The organism is Pseudaminobacter soli (ex Li et al. 2025) (genome assembly GCF_003012705.1).
Lineage (GTDB): Bacteria > Pseudomonadota > Alphaproteobacteria > Rhizobiales > Rhizobiaceae > Pseudaminobacter > Pseudaminobacter soli.
The window spans coordinates 1-17,497 of the sequence record NZ_PXYL01000040.1 but is presented as its reverse complement, the minus strand read 5'-3'; the positions used below and the strand labels follow the sequence as shown (position 1 = coordinate 17,497).

Here is a 17,497-nt window from a genome sequence, read left to right as displayed (position 1 = left end):
CGGCGCCGGAGGCCCTCATATGGCCGTCGAAACCCGGCAAAGCGGCACCATCATCGGCTCTGCCGCTGGCCGATAAGCCCATCATGCATTAAGACTGAAACCGGACCACCTCATAGGGGCAGGCCACAAGCTCCTTGGCTATTGCGGTGGCCTGCGGCAATGTCGTTGCGCCGAGCGCTGCCTTGGCATTGCGCAGGAAAAAGCAGACATTGGCAAAGGTTGTGTTTTCAATGATGGCAATTGCCTTCATGGATTTGCCTTCGGCGGACCATCTCAGACACGTCAGCTCGACTGCCTTCAACCGGACGTCGGTTCTGCGTGTCGGTTGTACGCGGAGGGCCTCCATGCGGGAATGGACTTGCCCAAACGACGCCGCAGCTACAACAGGGTTTAACTTATATTCGTCTGCGAAGTTTGCGTCGCTCGAAGCCAAGGTCAACATAGCCATGCGACCGAACCCGGTCTTGATCGGGATGGAGATACCTGACCTGATGCCAAACTCCGCGGCCTCGCCGTAAAACACTCGTCGCTCCTTGCTCATCCTGGGCGTTGAGACGTTGGACCAGGAAAATGCTTCTGCTCGAGTCTTCGCGTTGAGCACAACCGGGTCTATGAGAGCGTAGCTTTTTTCAAAGTACCGAACCTGCCACTCTACCGGATAGTTTGAGATGGCCGTATGAGTTTCTGCATGCAAGGTGAGATAGGCGTAAACGCTGAAGCCTGCTTCACATGTCAACCTTTGAAGCGTTGACTCAACCGAGATCTCATCACGTGCGAGCATAATTTGTTCGGTAAGCCGCTCGAACCATTGATTCAACTCAACCTCCCCCGCGCCGCCGAAATGAATGAACCCGGCGCGGTCAAAGATACCGCGAGATAAAATCCAGTGAGAAGAACCTATGATGACTTGCGTTATCAGGGTCGGTTGAAAAACGACAATTTTGTCAGCGATTTTTCTCCATGGGTAACCTGGTTGGCTTGGAAGCCAGATAGCTCAGCAGTCTTTATCTAGTAATATAGGCCGCTGGGAAAATGATATCTTGATCGACGAGAACATTGAACCTGTAGCCCGGACGAACGTTGATCGTCGGCTGCACCTGCAGGTTCTTCGAGATCGTCTGCTCCGCCACTCGCCCAATTGATTCGGCAAAGTTGCGCCGTACCGCATCGGACGCGTTGTCCTGTGTCGCAAGCGTCGAGCTTTGCGGAATCGCCATATCAATGCCGGTTCCGATGATGGCAACGAGAGCAGCCGAACCAAACGTGCGCCAGAGATGGCGATCGACCTTATCCTTGAATCCGCCATAGCCTTCCGCATCCGCTCCGGCCATGCCGCCGATTTGGAGCGTCGAACTGTTTGGGAATACCAGGTCTGTCCAAACGACAAGCACGCGCGCCTGACCGAACGAAACCTTGGAATCGTAACGCCCGAAGAGTTTTGCTCCCTGGGGGATGAGCAGATGATAGCCGGTGGCGCTGTCATAAACATTCTGGCTGACCTGCGCGGTGATGCGGCCAGGTAGGTCCGAATTGAGACCGGTGATCAGGGTCGCTGGGATCACTGAGCCGCGTTTCAACTCATAAGGCGAGAACTGTGGTACGACTTGGTTCGGCAGATAACCGTGATCCTTGATGTCTTGATTGAAGAAATGCTCTTTCGACACCTGCCCGTTCGGATCGATATTCTGCTCCGCTATGCCGGATTGCAGGGCAGCGGCATAAAGTTCGGAGGCGCTGTTTATGCTGGCCACCGGGTGCTGCCGGCCCGCGGGCGTAGCATCAACCGCTTCTCGGCCAAGATCGGAAATGTCAATTTTGAGCGGCGAATCCAGTGCGCCGGCGCGGGCTTGAAAGCGGGCCATCTGCTGGCGGTGACGTTCGCGGAGATATTGTTCTTCCTGTTCCCTTTGTAGGCGTGCCCTCCACTCTCTATCGGCTTCGAGCCTTGGCGGTCGTTCTTCCCGCTCGGTAAGTCCCGGCATCTGTGTCGGCATCTCCTTCTCGGCCTTCCGTTGTTCTGTGGCGGGTGTCGGCTGGAACACCTCACGCTGTTCGGGCTCGCCGATAATCCCATCCGAGACGCCCTGCTTGAGCTTGTCGCCATAGCTCGAGGCTGATGCGTTCGAGGCGTTTTCGATCTGGTTGTCGCGACCGAAGGGGAGACCACGCCAGGAGAGGCCGGCTATGACCACGCCGATGAAGGCGATGATGACCGCGATCACTACGATGACCGGCAGGCGGTTGAGGCGGCGCATGTCCTTCTGGTCGCCGGATTGGACAACGCCTCCGAGCTGGAGCGACTGGACCATGATCTCCTCCGTCAGTTCCGCTGCATGATCGAAAGCGGGCTGACCGGCGTGGCACCGGACGGCGTCGCCGTGTAGGCGCGGCCGAGAGCGAGGGACGGCGTCGAAAGCTGGGCCAGCACGTGCCCGTCAATGGTGTCAAGCGAGTAAGCAAGTTCGACGGGCTTCGCGTCCTTGTCAGGCCCTCCGTCCGTCACGACGCTATAGCCCCAGCCTTTGAGCGCTGTCTCTAACGCCATGGCGAAGTCGGACGTGCCTTTGTCCATCTTGATCGCTGCGCTGCTTGCCGATCCCATCTGCTCGGCAAGCCGGCTCGCCATATCGCCGGCGATGGCACTTGCTGCCGGGCCGGAGATTGCCGTCGGGGCCGAGGCGGTGGTGAGGGCTTCATCCGCCGTCTGGCAACCGATAAGGAGGGTAGCGGCAAGGAGGCAAAGGTGCGGCCGCATTGGTCAGGCCCCCCGCCGAATGGTGATTTTCTGCTGCCGCCAACCGACGCCCGAGACAAGGATCGCCTTGTCCACCGCGTAGTCGACGATCATCATGTCGTCTTTCATCCGGTAGTTGACGATGCGGTTCTGGCCACCACTGACGACGAACAGAACCGGTGCGTCCTGCCCGGCAATCGACCTCGGAAACTGAATGTAGGTCTTCATGCCATCCGAATAGACCCGCTTCGGCTTCCATAAGGCGTTTCCGCTCATCGAATAGGAGAAGTTCAGTTTGTCGGGTGCGGAGCCAGAACCGCCGCCGATTTCAACACGAGCATTGATAGCCGCGAGCTTTGCCGAGACGTCTTCCGGATAGTCGAAGCCCACACGCGCCATATACTGGCTCGGATGGGACTTTAGCTGGATGTGGTAGGTCCGGCGCGAGGTTGTGATCACCATAGAGGTGACAAGGCCAGGTTCAGACGGCTTGACGATCAGGTGGATGGCCTGTCCGTTGGCAGCACCAGAGGTGGCGGGTTCCACCTTCCAGCGCACTGTATCGCCAATCAGCACGTCGCGGACGATTTCGCCGCCCTGCAATTCGATATCGCAGACCTGGAGGGGCGAACAGATGACAGACGGCTGCGTCTCGCCGAACAGGAACATCACCTTGCCATCCGGCCCTTTCGCGACGAGGCCGGGCGTGTCGCGCCATTTCCCAGAGATGGTCGTACCTTTGACCTCGTTCGTGGTCATGCTTTGTGCGATAGAGCCGGCCGTGGAGATGAGTGTGGCTATGCAGCCCGCGGTCGCAATCAATCCTGTCTTTCCCATGTGATTTTCCCTCCCTCTTAAAGCTGTGCCGTCCAGTCGAAATCGCGGATATAGAGGCCGATCGGATTGAGGCGTATGGTCGCCTCGTCCGGCGGCGCGGTCAGCGTCACCGTGGCGATGCCGCGGTAACGCCGCGTTCCGGTTTCTTTGCCCCTCCGATCCCGCTCATATTCGGTCCAGTCGATTTGGTAGGTCTGGCTCGACAGCGCCACGATGTTGTTGACCTCGATCGCTACCGTCGACGTCTTCGCCTTCTCGAACGGCGAATTGTCCCGAAACCAGGAATTGATCTTTTGTGTCGAAGGATCGGAGTTGCGCAGCAGTGCGTAGGTCCGGTCGATATATTGCTTCTGCACCACAGCGTCCGGTGTGATGGAGCGGAAGCTCGTCACGAAGTTCCCGAGCGTGGCACGCACCACGCGAATTCCTCGCGTCGGGCCTGCGCCAGATCCTTGTCCGCCTGCTCGCTCTGGAGCCAAGTTCCCATCATGGCCATCTGCTGCGAGACGAGGCCGCGCAATTTCTGCATTTGCGCGACCTGTTGGGTCGCGATCTGGTGCCCGACCTGCAAGGCTTTCATCTGGCCGTCAGCGCTTTCCGACATGCCGCGCAGCCGGTTCATCGTATCCTCTTCGTTGTCGAACTGGTCGGCCGTGAGGTTTGCCGCCTTCAGCGTGCTGGCGATGGTATTGCGATTGGTATTCGACCATCTCTGATAGGTGGTCGAAAAATCTTCACCGTTCGGCAGATTCTTCCTGAGATCGGCATAGCTCTGGAACCGCTGCTGCAAGATGTCGTCGGCATTGCCCATCGAGAAGGCGATGCCCTGCCCCTGCCCTACAATGCCGCGCAATTGATTGAGGTCACGCTCAACCTGTCCCCAGATGTGAGCCGGAAGCTGCGCGGTGTTTTGCTGCATGTTCTGGTACATTTTGAGCTGGTTCTGAATCTGCTCGGCGAGCTGGCCAATCTGGGTCAACTGGTTGTCGACCTGCACGCCGGAGCTCTCGAGCAACTTGATTAACTGCGCATTGTTGGCGAGCTGCGTCCATTCGGTTGCAGATCCCATCACCGTCCCGGCATGAGCGGGCAAGGAGAGAACGGCAGTCGCCGTTAGCGCAGCGGCAAGGAACCAGCTATTCGGCCTCAAGCAGCGATGATGCATGAAAAACTCCTCTCGATTGCAGCCAATGGATCGTCCAGTTCTGGCCATGTTCAGATTTGAGCGCCCGAATGCGCTTGAGGTCGGTTTTGCCGGAGGCGCCGACGAAACTCAGCGCGACGGGGCCGAGTGCCATGTCGAACAGACGGCGCCCCTCGGGAGTGGCGACGTAATATTCGCGCTTCGGTGTGGCGGTGGAGACTATCTCGATCTGACGCTCGTTGAAGCCGATCCGCTCGTAGAACTCTCGCGTCCCAGGCTCGCGCGCCGCGCCGTTCGGAAGGCAGATCTTGGTCGGGCAGGATTCTTTGAGCACATCGATGATGCCCGACCGTTCGGCGTCCGAAATCGACTGCGTGGCGAGGACGACGGCGCAATTGGCCTTGCGCAGCACCTTCAGCCATTCGCGGATCTTGCTTCGGAACACCGGATGGCCAAGCATCAACCAGGCTTCGTCGAGAATGATGAGGCTGGGATCGCCCGTCAGCCGCTTCTCAATACGCCGAAAGAGATAGGACAGGACGGGCACCAGATTGCGCTCGCCCATGTTCATCAATTGTTCGATCTCGAAGCATTGAAAGACGCCGAGCGACAAGCCATCCTGCTCTGCGTCGAGGAGTTGCCCCATCGGACCGTCGACAGTGTAGGGATGTAGCGCTTCCTTGATCTCGCGCATCTGCACACCGGAAACGAAATCCGACAGCGAACGGCCTGGCGCACTCGCTATGAGTTCGATCTGACGGGAGATGGCATTACGATGGTCCGGCGTGATCGCGACCCCTTGCAGAGCCACCAGCATCTCGATCCATTCCGTCGCCCAGGCACGGTCGCCATCGGTGGAAAGGTCGGACAGCGGGCAGAAGGCGAGCGCCCTTCCCTCCTCTTCCGTCTCGCCGCCGATCTCGTAGTGATCACCGCCTGCGGCAAGTGTCAGCGGATAGAGTGAGTTGCCCTTGTCGAAGGCGAAGATTTGTGCCCGCTCGTAGCGGCGGAACTGCGAGGCGATCAGCGCCAAGAGGGTGGATTTGCCTGAGCCTGTCGGACCGAAAATCAGTGTGTGGCCGACGTCATCGACGTGCAGGTTCAGCCGGAATGGGGTCGAGCCACTGGCGACCTGCATGAGCGGCGGAGAATCCGGCGGATAAAAGGGGCATGGGGCGACCGGATTGCCGGACCAAACCGAGTTCAGAGGAATGAGATCGGAAAGGTTGCATGTATTGATGAGCGGTTCGCGGACGTTGCAGTACCAGTTGCCGGGCAGGCTGCCGAGATAGGCGTCGGTAGCGTTCAGCGTCTCGATCCGCGCCCCAAACCCTTCCGCCTGCACCAGCCGCCGGACCGCTTCGGCTTTGTCCTGGAGCGCCTCGCGGTGGTCTTCAAACAGGATGACGACGGGGGTGTAGTAGCCATAAGCGACAAGCTGGGAGGAGGCCTGAGCGATGGCGTCCTCTGTTTCGGCCACCATCGTCATGGCGTCCCGGTCTATCGCGCGGGATTCAGTCTGGAATAGCTGGTCGAAGAAGGGCCGCACCTTCTGCTGCCATTTCTTGCGGGTTCGTTCGAGCTTTTGTCGCGCTTCCTCGGCATCGAGGAAGATGAAGCGCGACGACCAGCGATAGGTGAGCGGCATCAGGTCAAGGTGATTGAGAATACCCGGCCAACTTTCAGAGGGCAGGCCATCGATGGCGACGACACCGAGAAATCTGTTCTCGACCTTCGGCGTCAGGCCATGTTGAAGCTCGGCCGTGACGATCCAATCAAGATACATGGGAACGATCGGCAGGCGGACCGGATGGTTCTCGCCGGTGATGCAGAAGCGCGCGAATTGCAGCAGCTCGTCATAGTGCACGATCCGTTCCCCTCCTCGTTCGGAGGTTTCCCGCGTTTCCATGCGACGGATCGACAGCGTATTGGCGAGATATTGCTCGATCTCGCGGATTGAGTTCTTGAATATGGCGAGAACCGTATCCGCATAGGATTTCTTCCTGCTCTCCTCGTCCGAATAGATGTAGCGGGTGAGCGCCGTCTTTTTCGTCTCGGGCGGGCGGTAAGTGAGGATCAGGGCGTGCCGGCTCTCGAAATGTGTCCGCTCGCTCGCAAAATGCGCCCGGCGCTCGGCATCGATGGCGCGGGTGACGGGATCAGGAAAGAAGCAGTGTACTTTGGACGGGTAATCGACCGTCGGGATTCGCACTGCCTCGACCTGGATCATCCAACCGGAGCCAAGGCGGGACAGGATCGCATTGATCTGGCGGGACAGATCGTTGCGTTCGAGGTCGGTGGCGCTCTCGGCGTCAGGTCCGGCGAAATACCAGCCAGCCATCAGGCTGCCGTCCTTCAGCAGCAAAACGCCGTTATCGATGAGGCCGGCGTAGGGAACGAGATCGGCAAAGGACGGGCCGGTGGCCCGGAAACGGCGGAGAGCGACCACTTTCGTCTCCTCAATAACGGCGCCAGGGCGAGCTTGTCGCCCTGTAATAGGGCTTATAAGAGATGTGGCGGAGATAGACCCGCCGCATCAGCGGATCGGCCTTGGCCATCATGCGCAGCGCGCCAACAATGAAGATCCAGATCGCAGCCCCAAACAGCGCGGAATAGAGCGTCAGCACCACGAAAATCAGAATGACGGCTGCAAGGCCCGTGATCAGCACCAGTTCCCGATCCGCGCCCATCAGCAGGTTCGGCCGGGACAGGGCGCGATGGATGCGGTTGCGTCGCAGGCTGGAAAGGGACTCAGCCATGGCCTCCCTCCCCGCCCTCAATGGCCGGAGCCGTCTCCCATTGTTCTTTAGCCGTTCCGATGAACGCGCCGGTCGCGCCGAATAGGCCGACGATCTGCGTCGCGCCAAGCAAAATACCGGCGACGAGAACGACATACATAAGCCGTCGCGCGAAATCGTTTAGCTCTCCGCCGAAAATAAGCATGCCGCCTGCAATTGCCACGGCCGCCAGTGCAATGAAGCCGGCGACCGGGCCGGTGATCGATTGCTGAACCTGCTCCAGCGGCCCTTCCCACGGCAGGCCGCCAGCCGAACCGGCCAGCGCGGGTGAAGCGAGAGCGACCGCGCCAAATGCGACGAGGCCCCAAAAGCGGAAAAGTCTGTCGTTACGCTGCATCGCGTTGCTCCTCGGCATAGGGTTCGACTTGATACTGGTCGCCGGCAAAGCGGCTGACATGCAGGACTTCGGTGACGCGACGGCCGTGCGGGGTGCGCTCGATGAACACGATCAAATCGACGGCATCGCCGATCACAGCCTGCATCGGTTGCTGGCTGGCTTCCGCCGTCAATTGTTCCAAACGTTGAAGCGCGGCGCGTGCCGAATTGGCGTGGATAGTGGCGACCCCACCGGGATGGCCGGTGTTCCATGCCTTGAGCAGCGTAAGTGCTGCGCCATCGCGCACTTCTCCAACGATGATGCGGTCAGGGCGCAGGCGCATGGTGCTTTTGAGCAGTCTGGCCATATCCACGGTGTCGCTGGTGTGCAGGCAGACGGCATTGTCGGCCTCACACTGGATCTCGCCCGTGTCTTCCAGAATGATCAGCCGATCCTCCGGCGCATGCGCGACTATCTCGCGAAGGATGGCATTCGTCAGCGTCGTCTTGCCCGAGCCGGTGCCTCCGGCAACGACGATGTTGTGCTTTGAGGCTACGGCGCTCCGGATCACCGCAACCTGGCCTGGCGTTATGGACTTCGCCACGAGATAGCTGTCGAGCGGAATGACCCGTGATGCACGGCGACGGATGGTGAAGGATGGCCCGGCGACGATCGGCGGTAACAACCCCTCGAAACGGTGGCCGCCGATCGGCAGCTCACCGGATACAATGGGCCGATCGTCGTCCACCTCGGAGTTGAGAACATGGGCGACACTACCGATGATCGTCTCGGCGGCCGAGCGCGGCATCTCGCCCGCCGAGGTAATGCCGTGCCCCAACCGTTCGATGAAGAGCTTGCCGTCAGGGTTCAGCATGATTTCGACGACGCTGGGGTCATCAAGTGCGACGCAAAGATCCTCCCCGAGCGCGTTTTGCAGCTTACTGACCAAACGCGGAAGGGAACGATGTTGGGGCGCCATCATGGTTTAGGCCGCCTTCGGCTGGAGGCCAGCAAATGTCGAGCGGTATCCCTCCGGACGCAGGCGACCGAAGCTGGTCGCATCAGCCTGCAGGATTCCTGCGACACTGCGCGTTTCGTTGATCATGGTCGGTTGGCCAAGCCGCCGCATCGGCCACCCAGCACGCTTCAGGATCCGCTCGAACCGTACATCTGTCGCGGTGGCGATCTCGCTGTAGCCATTCGCCATGGACCATTCGACGATTCCGGTGAACATGGTGAGGGTGGCAACGTGCAGGGCCCCTGCGGCCCTCCCTTCTTCGCACCCAGTGTCGACACAGAAGCGCGAGCTTTCGATCATGCCCCGATGTGCGGGGAGCCGGCCGTTGCGAAGAAGCTGCGGAAATACGGTGCCCAGCATCGTCGTTCCGGTGGCGGGGAGAAGACGCGCACAGCCGATGAGCGAATTGGCTTCGGAAATCGTGATGATGTAGGTCGGCGCCAGATCGTCGAATTCGTCATGCTCGCGGCCGGAAGTGCAGCGCACGTTCCACGAGAGGCGACCCTGGAAAATGCGCGCCCGCAAGCGGTGCATTTCGTCGATGATCCTGGTTTCCGAGGCGGTCCGGGGCTTCGTAATGGCGATGACACGCATCAAACAAATCTCCCTGTCGTTTGAGACGTAGGGTGATTTGCCGTCACTCGGTCGGACGATCTACTCGCAAAAGTGTTAGTGGTGATCCTGGCCGCCGCGAGATGCTGGGCATGGAGGTCGGCACCTCCTCGGTCGAGCCGATCTAGACGGAGTTCCTGCACAACGTCGCCGACCAGATCAATCCAATCGGGCGCCTGAACGGCGAGATCAAGCGGCGCACAGAAGTCGTCGGCATCTTTCCGAACGATGATGCCATGTCAGCCTCGTCGGTGCTTGCTGCTCGAGCAGAATGACGAGTGGGCCGTCCGGCACACCCACTACATGACCCTTGAGACCATCGCCGCCAAGAACGATGATCCACTCATCAGCCTACCCGCCGCGGCAAGCTGATCTAGTTCCGGCTCCGCTCGAACAGCACGGCGACCGCCGGAGCTACACCACCTCCTGGGACATCATCATATTGCTCTCCAGGTTGAGGCTAGACTTTGTTTTTGGAGCATGATCTTGTCCGCAAAGTCTGCAACTTTTCTGGATCGGGAATGAGCATTTGGCAGCAGAAGCAGTCCTGCAATCCGTCTCCCGAGGGGAGATCGACCGCTTACTATCATCTTGTAAACATTTGAAGTTTCTTTGAAACGGAAGCCAAGTCGGCATTTACTTCCGCTACAGGTGGGATGGCGATTTTGGGAGAAACTGACCGAGCTGTTCAAACAGAAATGATCCGGCCAAGACATTTGCCGGGCCGGATCCAACGTCTTAGGCAGCCCTCACACTTGAGCCACATGAACCTCGCGCGACATCTCTGAGAGAATCTCGGGTCCATCCTCGCGCAGGATGACGATTTCCTCGAGACGGATGCCAAAGCGGCCTGGCAGATAGATGCCGGGTTCGATCGAGAACACCATGCCCTCCTCCAGCACCGTTTCCGAGGTTGCGGTGATGTATGGCGGCTCGTGCCCATCGATACCCATGCCGTGCCCGGTACGATGGACGAAGAACTCACCATAGCCGGCGTCGGCGATCACGCCGCGCGCGGCTGCGTCGACTTCCTTTGCCTTCACGCCAGGGCGCGCGGCCTTCAGCGCTGCCTGCACTGCGCGCTCGACGATGGTGTGGATCTGGCCATAACCCTCCGGCGGTCGGCCGACCACGGCCATGCGGGTGATGTCGCTCGGAAAACCGCTCTTGCGGCCGCCGATGTCGATCACCACGGCGTCGCCCTCGGCCAGCTTGCGCTCGCCGGTCTGGTGGTGCGGGAAGGCTCCGTTCTGGCCGGCGCCCACGATCCAGAATGCTGGGGCAGCGCCCTCGGACGAGAAGTGGCCGCGGATGACTTCGGCAAGCTCGCGCTCGGTCATGCCGGCTCGGATCGAGGCGAAGGCCTTCTGCATGGCGCGGTCGGCGATGCCGGCATTCATCTTCAACTTGGTGAATTCGCTGGCATCCTTGCGCATGCGCAGCGCGCCGATCGTGTCGGCGGTGAAGGCATGCTGTGCGCCGGGCAGCGCTCCGAGCAGAAGCAGCGCGAAGTCGGCGCGCATCGTTTCGTCCAGCACAACCTTCTTCGCCTGCGTCGCACCGATGTCGGCGAGCGCAGCTGTCAACGCTGCGTCGGGCCCCTCTGCATCGGCCCAGTTGTGGAAGCTGATGTCGGTGCACTCACGCGTGCCTTCGGCGTTCAGCGCCGGCATCAGGAAGGTTTCCTTCTCGCGCGACACGAGCAGCAGGCAAGGCCGCTCGTCGGGGTGCGGATGGAAGCCCAGCAGCCAGTCCATATGCGATCCGGGCGCAATCGCCACGAGATCGGTGTCGGTGGCACGCATGCTGTCGCGCAGCGCGGCCAGCCGCTTGGCGGTATCTACGGTCATTCCTGCTCTCCTCGTTTCAGGTAGGTCTCAGATGCCGCCGTTGCGGTCGTTGAGCATGACGCAGACCGCGCCGGGCAGCTTCAGCGCCTCGGATGCTGCAACTCGTTCAGGCGTGTAGAAGCCGGCCTCGTGCAGGCAATTGATGGTCGCCAGCACCTCGCCTTCGACTACCACCGGCACGTTGATGACGGATTCGCAGCCGAGCGACTTGATGAGCTCATGGTCGGGGAAGACCGCCGCGATATCGGCGATGGTGTTGGCAACGAAGGTGCGCTTTTCATCGATCACCTGGCGCGACCAATCGGTCTTGTCGGCCGGCTTCGTGCCGGAGACCGGATAGGCTTCGGGCATGTTGGTATAGATGCGGCGTGCGACCTCGGCCACCGGGTCATTGATCGTGATGGTGAAAAGCTTCACGCCGACGGTGTCTTGCGTGAGCTTGTAGAGCGCCTCGCAGGCAGCTTCCGGCTGGTTGCCGGCTGCGGCCATGGCGCGAACGAAATCCTGATAATCGGGCTTTTGCATTGGTGTCTTCTCCATTGCCGGCAAGGCCGGCCTTTCGCTTTTTGGGAGGACGTTGCGGCGGAATGCCGAACGTTGTGAGGGAGAGAATAAAAGAGTCCGGCAGGCGAGCCGGCTTGGTCGGCGTCTCGTTAAGTCATGATTGGTGAAGCTTCAGGTTGGGGTGCGTAGCGATATTGCCGCGCCCGGCGCGACTTACGGCGACGGGAGCCGCAGTGTCGCTTCCGCTGTTGTTGAACACGTCCATCGTGCATGTGTGCAGTATGGTGGCCGCCTCGCTGGCGTGGTTCCAACTGGCATGCGGTCTCGTCGAAGCGAAATGGATGGAATCCCCTGCCTCCAGAACCGTCGCCTCGCCATCGACCTCGACCGTGAGGGCGCCCTGCAGCACGAAGAAGATCTCCTCGCCTTCATGCGTCGTCAACTCGGTTCGATAGCTGGCCGGATGGTGCATGAGGACACTTGTCAACGCACTGCCTGGAAAGGCGGCCGAAAGCCGCTCGTAGGTGATGGCGTTGGCACTGTCGCCGATCGCATAGGCCGGGCGCTGCTCGTGCCGGGTGACGGGTCCCTCCCCGCGCGGCTGCGACAGGAATTGACTGACATCGGCGTCGAGAACGCGGCAGACCGCCACAAGCGAGGTGAGCGACGGTGTGGTGATGCCGCGCTCGATTTGTGAGATGAAGCCTACTGAAAAACCTGCCTTGTCGGCCACCTCTTTCAAGGTCAAACCGAGGCCGGTTCGGCGCTCGCGCAGTCGCTGGCCGAGGGAGTTTTCTTCCCTGCCCGCAACTTGGCTGGTGACTGCTTCCGCGTTCACGCTCGACCCTCTTAGAATTTTAGCGTGACTAAAATCTGGCTCGGCAGCCCGCGAGTCGTCAAGCGGTTTTTAGCAATACTAAAACTCTTGCGATCGGCTTTGCTGCTGGGGCGTACTGTCGGACCGTGGCGTTTCGCGATTTGCCGCAAACCGCGACCTGTCGGTAACGTGGCGGCTTGTTCCAAGAGGATACAAATGGCCTCGAGCGAATAAGCGCGTCCGGCGCCCGAAAGACCCCTCGCCCATCCGCAAGTGGATCGAGCCTTCATCGGCGGACTGGTGCGCACCTTCTATGGCAAGGTTCGTCGCGACCTGCGGCTCGGGCCAATCTTCGCGCGCGTGATTGCCGGAGACTGGGAGTAGCATCTCGAGAAGATGACCTTGCTCGGAAATCCTTAAGACCTGAACCTATAACGGTCGTCCGGAGCCCGCTCATGCCAAGCTGTAGGTCGTGATGGAAAGCGGTTTTGCAATCTGGCTCGCCATGTTCGGTGAAACGGCGTGCGAACTGTGCGTGCCGGAAGGGGCCACCGTGTTCATCGCGCGCGCCGAGCGCATTGCGCGTAGCCTGCAGATGGCGGTGTTTTTTCATTGCCGAACGTCCTGGCCAGCGGTGAGAGGTAGATCGCATCATACAGTTGACAGCTGTCAACGGCGGCCCAACCCATTCCTTCCGGCATCGTAACGATTGCCCTGCCGGCTCCATTGTGATCGTCTGGCTTCGCAGTGATGTAGTCGGGGGCTCGTCGATGAACTTAGCAAGAGAAGCCGGAATGCCGGCCGTGAACTCGCAGGTGACGTTCTTCTATTATGAGGATATCGCTGCGCCTGAAGCCTTCTATGGCGACTTGCTCGGCCTCGAAAAGACCTTCGACAAGGGCTGGGTGAAGTTCTTTCGCATCACCGCACTTTCCTATGTCGGACTCGTCGCTTCGGCCGAAGGGCATCACAATGCGTCTGACGCGAAGGCCGTGATGCTCAGCATCGAAACATTGGAACTCGAGGCATGGTACGCGCGGTTGATGGAGCGTGGCGCAGAGATCGTAGTGCCGCTCAATCTAGACCAGCCGACAAACAAGCTGGTGACGACATTTCTGTTGCGTGATCCCGGTGGCTACAGCGTCGAGTTCTTCCGTTTCAATGCGGGCGTCTGACCGACTGTGTGTCCGTGGGAACAGCTAAGTGCCAAAGTCCTTCTTTAAAACGGGTCGACTTCTTAAGGCGATCGCTGCGTTGACAGCTGTCAACGCAACTCCGAAAGAACCATACGCTTCCGAAACTATCCCTTGCCCGGAGCCCTATGGTTAATTTCCGTTAACTATAAATTCCTTGACGCGACTCGCCCCTATCGGCACGTTGGTAACGGAGTTGGGGCGTATTCCGACATTCCTGGCGTAACAGCACTACAGTTTCGTTACTGCGGCTTTTGCACGTAAAAAAATCGGTCGGCGTAGGTCGAGATTCGACCTGCCCGCCCGAATCGGCGCATGATCCGCTAATTGCCTGCTTTTCCGCGTCAAACGCGGACGGATTGCGTTCAAAATGTGATGACCGATTGACAGGAATTGAGAATGATTGCCGAGGCTAAGGTGCAGGAACAGGACTGGGGACAACTTGAGAAGGCGACCGTAGCGACGGATCGGACCATTGCGGCCGATGCCGAGATGTTGTCGGCCCAGCTTCAGGCGATGCGCAATCGCCTGTTCCAACCCGAATCCCGCAAGGTGCTGCGCAAGTTCACCAGCGGCGAGGCCGCCAAGCTGATCGGCGTGTCCGACGGCTATCTGCGTCAACTGTCGATCGCGGGAGAGGGGCCCCAGCCCGAGACTGGCGCAGGCGGCCGCCGGCTTTACACCCTCGCAGATATCAATGCATTGCGCAGGCATCTAGCTGATCAGGGCGGCGCCAAGGCGCGCACCTACCTGCCCCGCCGCCATTCGGAACTGGGCGAGCATCTCCAGGTGATCGCCGTTACCAACTTCAAGGGCGGCTCGGGCAAGACCACCACCAGCACGCACCTGGCGCAGCATCTGGCCTTGTCGGGCTTCCGCGTGCTCGCCGTCGATCTCGACCCGCAGGCTTCGATGTCGGCGCTGTTCGGTTATCAACCGGAGCTGGATCTAAACGGCAATGACACCCTCTATGGTGCGATCCGGTACGACGAGAGTCGTCGGCCGCTCAGCGAGATCATCCGCAAGACCTATTTCGACGGGCTCGACCTGGTGCCCGGCAATCTCGAACTGCAAGAGTTCGAGCACACCACTCCACATATGCTTTCGGCACGGCAACAGGGCGGCGACGACGGCCAGCCACTGTTTTTCGCTCGTGTGCAGGAGGCCTTCGCTACGGTAGCCGACGACTACGACGTCATCGTCGTGGACTGCCCGCCGCAACTCGGCTTTCTGACGCTGTCGGCGCTGTGCGCTGCGACCTCGGTGCTGGTGACCGTACATCCTCAGATGCTCGACGTCGCCTCGATGAGCCAATTCCTGTTCATGACCTCCGACCTTCTCGCAGTGGTGCGCGAGGCCGGCGGCGAGCTCAATTTCGACTTCATGCGCTATCTCATCACCCGATACGAGCCTAACGATGGGCCGCAGACCCAGATCGCGGGCTTCCTGCGCTCGCTGTTCGGCGCGCGCGTGCTGACTGCGCCACTGGTAAAGTCCACCGCCTTCTCCGATGCCGGTCTCACCAAGCAGACACTTTACGAGGTGTCCCGCGAAAGCTTCACCCGCACGACCTATGACCGCGCGATGGAATCGTTGACAGCTGTCAACTCCGAGATTGAGGGACTTGTGCTCAAAGCCTGGAACCGGGCGGCTTGAGGGAGGCTGACATGTCATCAAATCGCAAGGACCAGCTCAAAGCCCTCTTCGGAATGGAGCAGGCGCCTGCCCCTGCGGCGCGGCCGGAACAGCCCCCTGCCGCGCCGCAGGCGGTAACGGCTCCAGAGAAGACGCGCAGCTCCTCGGGAGCCGTAAAGGCGATGGGCCTGTCGCTTGGCGGCCTGTCGCGTGAGCTTGACGACGCAAGGCGGCTGAAAGAGAGCTTGGAGGCGGGAGAGCGCATCGTCGAGCTCGATCCAGCGCTGGTCGACGCCTCGTTCATCTCCGACCGTCTGAGTTTCGACGACCAGCACGACCCCGACTTCACCGCGCTGGTCGAAAGCATCAAGGCCAGCGGCCAACAGGTGCCGGTGCTGGTGCGTCCGCATCCGGAAAAGCCTGGGCGCTTCCAGGCTGCCTATGGTCACCGCCGCCTCCGTGCGGTGCTTCGGCTTGGGCTGCCGCTGCGCGCGATTGTGCGCAACCTGACCGATGCTGAACTGGTGCTGGCGCAGGGCAAGGAAAACAACGAACGGCGCAACCTCTCCTTCATCGAGCGGGCGCTGTTCGCACATGCGCTGATTAAGCACGGCTTCGAACGCAGCACGGTGCAGGAAGCACTTTCGCTGCATAAGGCAGATATGACCCGTTTCCTGCAGGTCGCTGAGGCACTGCCGTTCCAGATCGCGCAGGCGATCGGCCCCGCGCCTAAGGCCGGGCGCGCCCGCTGGATGGAGTTGTCGGAGCTTCTGAAGAGTGATGCCGCGCAGGCGAAGGCTGCCGAAGAAGTGACAAGCGACCGCTTCCGCGGCGCCGACAGTGATGCGCGCTTTGCCCTGCTGTTCAATCGCCTGGCGCTCAAGCCGAAGTCGGAAGCCCCGGCAACCGAGATCCGGGACGGGCGAGGGCGCATCTTTGCCCGTCTCGGCAATTTATCAAAAACGCCGCGACTTGAACTGACGGCCGCGCCGAACGGCTTTGCTGAATTTCTCGGTGAAGAACTGCCGGCGCTGCTGGAGCGGTTCGTGGAGCGGCAGCGCGAGTAGGACGAGTTTATCCACCTACCGGCCGAATCACCACAACAATAAGCGGTCGGCGGGTGGACGTGTCAGTGTGTAGGAAGCGTACAGGAACCCTTAGAAAGAAAGGACCCGGCAAGAAAAAAGGCCCCCGAAACGTTACCATTCCGGAAGCCCTCATCAATGTAGCGATTGTGAGAGAATCACTTCCGACCTGACTTGTCAAGTGTTGGGCACGTTCCGGCTACGGCTTTGCTTGCCTCGAATCGAGGTTGAAGTGATGACAGAGCGTTTTGCAACGACGCCGTTCGGCGGTCGATCGCTTTCGCATGCCATGTTCGCAGCCCAGGAGAGGGTCGCAGACGCACGCCGGAAATTGCTGGCTGCCGATAGCGAAGGTAACCCTACACCGGCTGCCGACAAATGGCGGCTATTGCGGTCGCTGACCGAGGCAAGGGCGGTCTATGGCCTATCCGATCGCACCATCGCAGTGCTTGAAGCGCTGCTGAGCTTCCATCAGCGCGCGGAGCTCGATGGGCGCGAGCCCCTGATCGTGTTCCCCTCCAATGCGGAATTGTCCATGCGCACGCGCGGCATGGCGCCAGCAACGCTGCGACGGCACCTGGCGGCTCTGGTCGATGCGCAGATGATCATCCGCCGCGACAGCCCCAACGGCAAGCGTTACGCACGCCGCAGCTGCGATGGCGAGATCAAGAGCGCATTCGGCTTCGACCTGGCGCCGCTAGCGCTCAGAGCGGACGAGATCGAAGGCCATGCCACGGCCGCACGTGCCCTAGCGCGTGCTCTGCAGGGACTGAGGACGGAAATCACCATTCATCTGCGCGACATCGCAAAGACGATCGGGGCCGGCATCAGCGAGGGCAGGGCGGGGCGCTGGGAGGAGTTATCGGTTCGCCTGGATGGGTTGTCGGGAAGGGTTGCTCGCAATGCCACCAAAGACGAGCTCTCGAAGCGTCATCAGGAGCTTTCTCGGCTGCG

Annotated in this window: 17 protein-coding genes and 2 pseudogenes; 5 read left to right on the top strand and 14 right to left on the bottom strand. The window is 60.4% G+C overall.

Features of this window, described 5'->3' with window-relative positions:
* Positions 1-88 precede the first annotated feature (88 nt).
* From C7I85_RS29720 to traI, 11 genes and pseudogenes are all read right to left on the bottom strand, one after another.
* A complete protein-coding gene (locus C7I85_RS29720) occupies positions 89-817 on the bottom strand; it encodes an autoinducer binding domain-containing protein (protein WP_106727596.1) in 729 nt (242 codons plus the stop codon).
* A 187-nt stretch (positions 818-1,004) separates the two neighbouring features.
* Complete coding sequence (trbI, locus tag C7I85_RS29715; protein ID WP_106727595.1) at positions 1,005-2,309, bottom strand: IncP-type conjugal transfer protein TrbI; 1,305 nt, start codon at positions 2,307-2,309, stop codon at positions 1,005-1,007.
* An 11-nt stretch (positions 2,310-2,320) separates the two neighbouring features.
* A complete protein-coding gene (gene trbH, locus C7I85_RS29710; protein WP_106727594.1) occupies positions 2,321-2,755 on the bottom strand; it encodes a conjugal transfer protein TrbH in 435 nt (144 codons plus the stop codon).
* 3 nt (positions 2,756-2,758) lie between these two features.
* A complete protein-coding gene (trbG, locus tag C7I85_RS29705; RefSeq protein ID WP_106727593.1) occupies positions 2,759-3,571 on the bottom strand; it encodes a P-type conjugative transfer protein TrbG in 813 nt (270 codons plus the stop codon).
* A gap of 17 nt (positions 3,572-3,588) precedes the next feature.
* Positions 3,589-3,996, bottom strand: a pseudogene (locus C7I85_RS29700) (VirB8/TrbF family protein); the annotation flags it as partial.
* Positions 3,960-4,736: a P-type conjugative transfer protein TrbJ gene (gene trbJ / locus C7I85_RS29695; RefSeq protein WP_106727592.1), complete on the bottom strand. Its 777-nt coding sequence runs from the start codon at positions 4,734-4,736 to the stop codon at positions 3,960-3,962. The pseudogene C7I85_RS29700 and the gene trbJ, both read right to left, overlap by 37 nt.
* On the bottom strand, positions 4,708-7,164 hold the full coding sequence (locus tag C7I85_RS29690; protein WP_106727591.1) for a conjugal transfer protein TrbE: 2,457 nt from the start codon (positions 7,162-7,164) through the stop codon (positions 4,708-4,710). The genes trbJ and C7I85_RS29690 overlap by 29 nt, the downstream gene beginning before the upstream one ends.
* Positions 7,165-7,174: 10 nt before the next feature.
* A complete protein-coding gene (locus tag C7I85_RS29685) occupies positions 7,175-7,474 on the bottom strand; it encodes a conjugal transfer protein TrbD (RefSeq protein WP_106727590.1) in 300 nt (99 codons plus the stop codon).
* On the bottom strand, positions 7,467-7,850 hold the full coding sequence (locus tag C7I85_RS29680; RefSeq protein ID WP_106727589.1) for a TrbC/VirB2 family protein: 384 nt from the start codon (positions 7,848-7,850) through the stop codon (positions 7,467-7,469). Before C7I85_RS29680 ends, C7I85_RS29685 begins: the two co-directional genes overlap by 8 nt.
* Entirely contained in the window at positions 7,840-8,811 is a 972-nt protein-coding gene (gene trbB, locus C7I85_RS29675; RefSeq protein ID WP_106727588.1) for a P-type conjugative transfer ATPase TrbB, read from the bottom strand. The genes C7I85_RS29680 and trbB overlap by 11 nt, the downstream gene beginning before the upstream one ends.
* A gap of 3 nt (positions 8,812-8,814) precedes the next feature.
* A complete protein-coding gene (gene traI / locus C7I85_RS29670) occupies positions 8,815-9,441 on the bottom strand; it encodes an acyl-homoserine-lactone synthase TraI (RefSeq protein WP_106727587.1) in 627 nt (208 codons plus the stop codon).
* A 179-nt stretch (positions 9,442-9,620) separates the two neighbouring features.
* Here traI and C7I85_RS29665 point away from each other — a divergent pair.
* Positions 9,621-9,831 (top strand): annotated as a pseudogene (locus tag C7I85_RS29665) (transposase); the annotation flags it as partial.
* A 377-nt stretch (positions 9,832-10,208) separates the two neighbouring features.
* Here C7I85_RS29665 and C7I85_RS29660 read toward each other — a convergent pair.
* From C7I85_RS29660 to C7I85_RS29650, 3 genes are all read right to left on the bottom strand, one after another.
* Entirely contained in the window at positions 10,209-11,309 is a 1,101-nt protein-coding gene (locus C7I85_RS29660; RefSeq protein WP_106727586.1) for a M24 family metallopeptidase, read from the bottom strand.
* Between the two features lie 27 nt (positions 11,310-11,336).
* Positions 11,337-11,834 carry a GAF domain-containing protein gene (locus tag C7I85_RS29655; protein ID WP_106727585.1) on the bottom strand — a complete coding sequence of 166 codons (498 nt, stop codon included), beginning with the start codon at positions 11,832-11,834 and terminating at the stop codon, positions 11,337-11,339.
* A 133-nt stretch (positions 11,835-11,967) separates the two neighbouring features.
* The gene (locus C7I85_RS29650) at positions 11,968-12,651 is read right to left on the bottom strand and encodes a helix-turn-helix domain-containing protein (protein WP_106727584.1); all 684 of its coding nucleotides are present in this window, start codon (positions 12,649-12,651) and stop codon (positions 11,968-11,970) included.
* A gap of 773 nt (positions 12,652-13,424) precedes the next feature.
* On the opposite strand from C7I85_RS29650, the gene C7I85_RS29640 reads away from it, so the two are divergent.
* The 4 genes from C7I85_RS29640 to repC all read left to right on the top strand — a co-directional run.
* Positions 13,425-13,805 carry a VOC family protein gene (locus tag C7I85_RS29640; RefSeq protein WP_106727583.1) on the top strand — a complete coding sequence of 127 codons (381 nt, stop codon included), beginning with the start codon at positions 13,425-13,427 and terminating at the stop codon, positions 13,803-13,805.
* 417 nt (positions 13,806-14,222) lie between these two features.
* Positions 14,223-15,479 carry a plasmid partitioning protein RepA gene (repA, locus tag C7I85_RS29635; protein WP_428832933.1) on the top strand — a complete coding sequence of 419 codons (1,257 nt, stop codon included), beginning with the start codon at positions 14,223-14,225 and terminating at the stop codon, positions 15,477-15,479.
* Between the two features lie 11 nt (positions 15,480-15,490).
* Positions 15,491-16,525: a plasmid partitioning protein RepB gene (gene repB, locus C7I85_RS29630; protein ID WP_106727582.1), complete on the top strand. Its 1,035-nt coding sequence runs from the start codon at positions 15,491-15,493 to the stop codon at positions 16,523-16,525.
* Between the two features lie 253 nt (positions 16,526-16,778).
* Positions 16,779-17,497: plasmid replication protein RepC (repC, locus tag C7I85_RS29625; RefSeq protein ID WP_280954431.1), on the top strand; the 719-nt coding region annotated here is incomplete at its 3' end.

Excerpts from the sequence above, each read along its gene's own strand:
- trbJ (WP_106727592.1), bottom strand. The coding sequence starts at position 4,736 with ATGCATCATCGCTGCTTGAGGCCGAATAGCTGGTTCCTTGCCGCTGCG.
- repB (WP_106727582.1), top strand. The coding sequence starts at position 15,491 with ATGTCATCAAATCGCAAGGACCAGCTCAAAGCCCTCTTCGGAATGGAG.
- C7I85_RS29640 (WP_106727583.1), top strand. The coding sequence starts at position 13,425 with ATGCCGGCCGTGAACTCGCAGGTGACGTTCTTCTATTATGAGGATATC.
- C7I85_RS29685 (WP_106727590.1), bottom strand. The coding sequence starts at position 7,474 with ATGGCTGAGTCCCTTTCCAGCCTGCGACGCAACCGCATCCATCGCGCC.
- trbG (WP_106727593.1), bottom strand. The coding sequence starts at position 3,571 with ATGGGAAAGACAGGATTGATTGCGACCGCGGGCTGCATAGCCACACTC.
- trbI (WP_106727595.1), bottom strand. The coding sequence starts at position 2,309 with ATGGTCCAGTCGCTCCAGCTCGGAGGCGTTGTCCAATCCGGCGACCAG.
- C7I85_RS29660 (WP_106727586.1), bottom strand. The coding sequence starts at position 11,309 with ATGACCGTAGATACCGCCAAGCGGCTGGCCGCGCTGCGCGACAGCATG.
- trbH (WP_106727594.1), bottom strand. The coding sequence starts at position 2,755 with ATGCGGCCGCACCTTTGCCTCCTTGCCGCTACCCTCCTTATCGGTTGC.
- traI (WP_106727587.1), bottom strand. The coding sequence starts at position 9,441 with ATGCGTGTCATCGCCATTACGAAGCCCCGGACCGCCTCGGAAACCAGG.
- repA (WP_428832933.1), top strand. The coding sequence starts at position 14,223 with ATGATTGCCGAGGCTAAGGTGCAGGAACAGGACTGGGGACAACTTGAG.
- trbB (WP_106727588.1), bottom strand. The coding sequence starts at position 8,811 with ATGATGGCGCCCCAACATCGTTCCCTTCCGCGTTTGGTCAGTAAGCTG.
- C7I85_RS29655 (WP_106727585.1), bottom strand. The coding sequence starts at position 11,834 with ATGCAAAAGCCCGATTATCAGGATTTCGTTCGCGCCATGGCCGCAGCC.
- C7I85_RS29680 (WP_106727589.1), bottom strand. The coding sequence starts at position 7,850 with ATGCAGCGTAACGACAGACTTTTCCGCTTTTGGGGCCTCGTCGCATTT.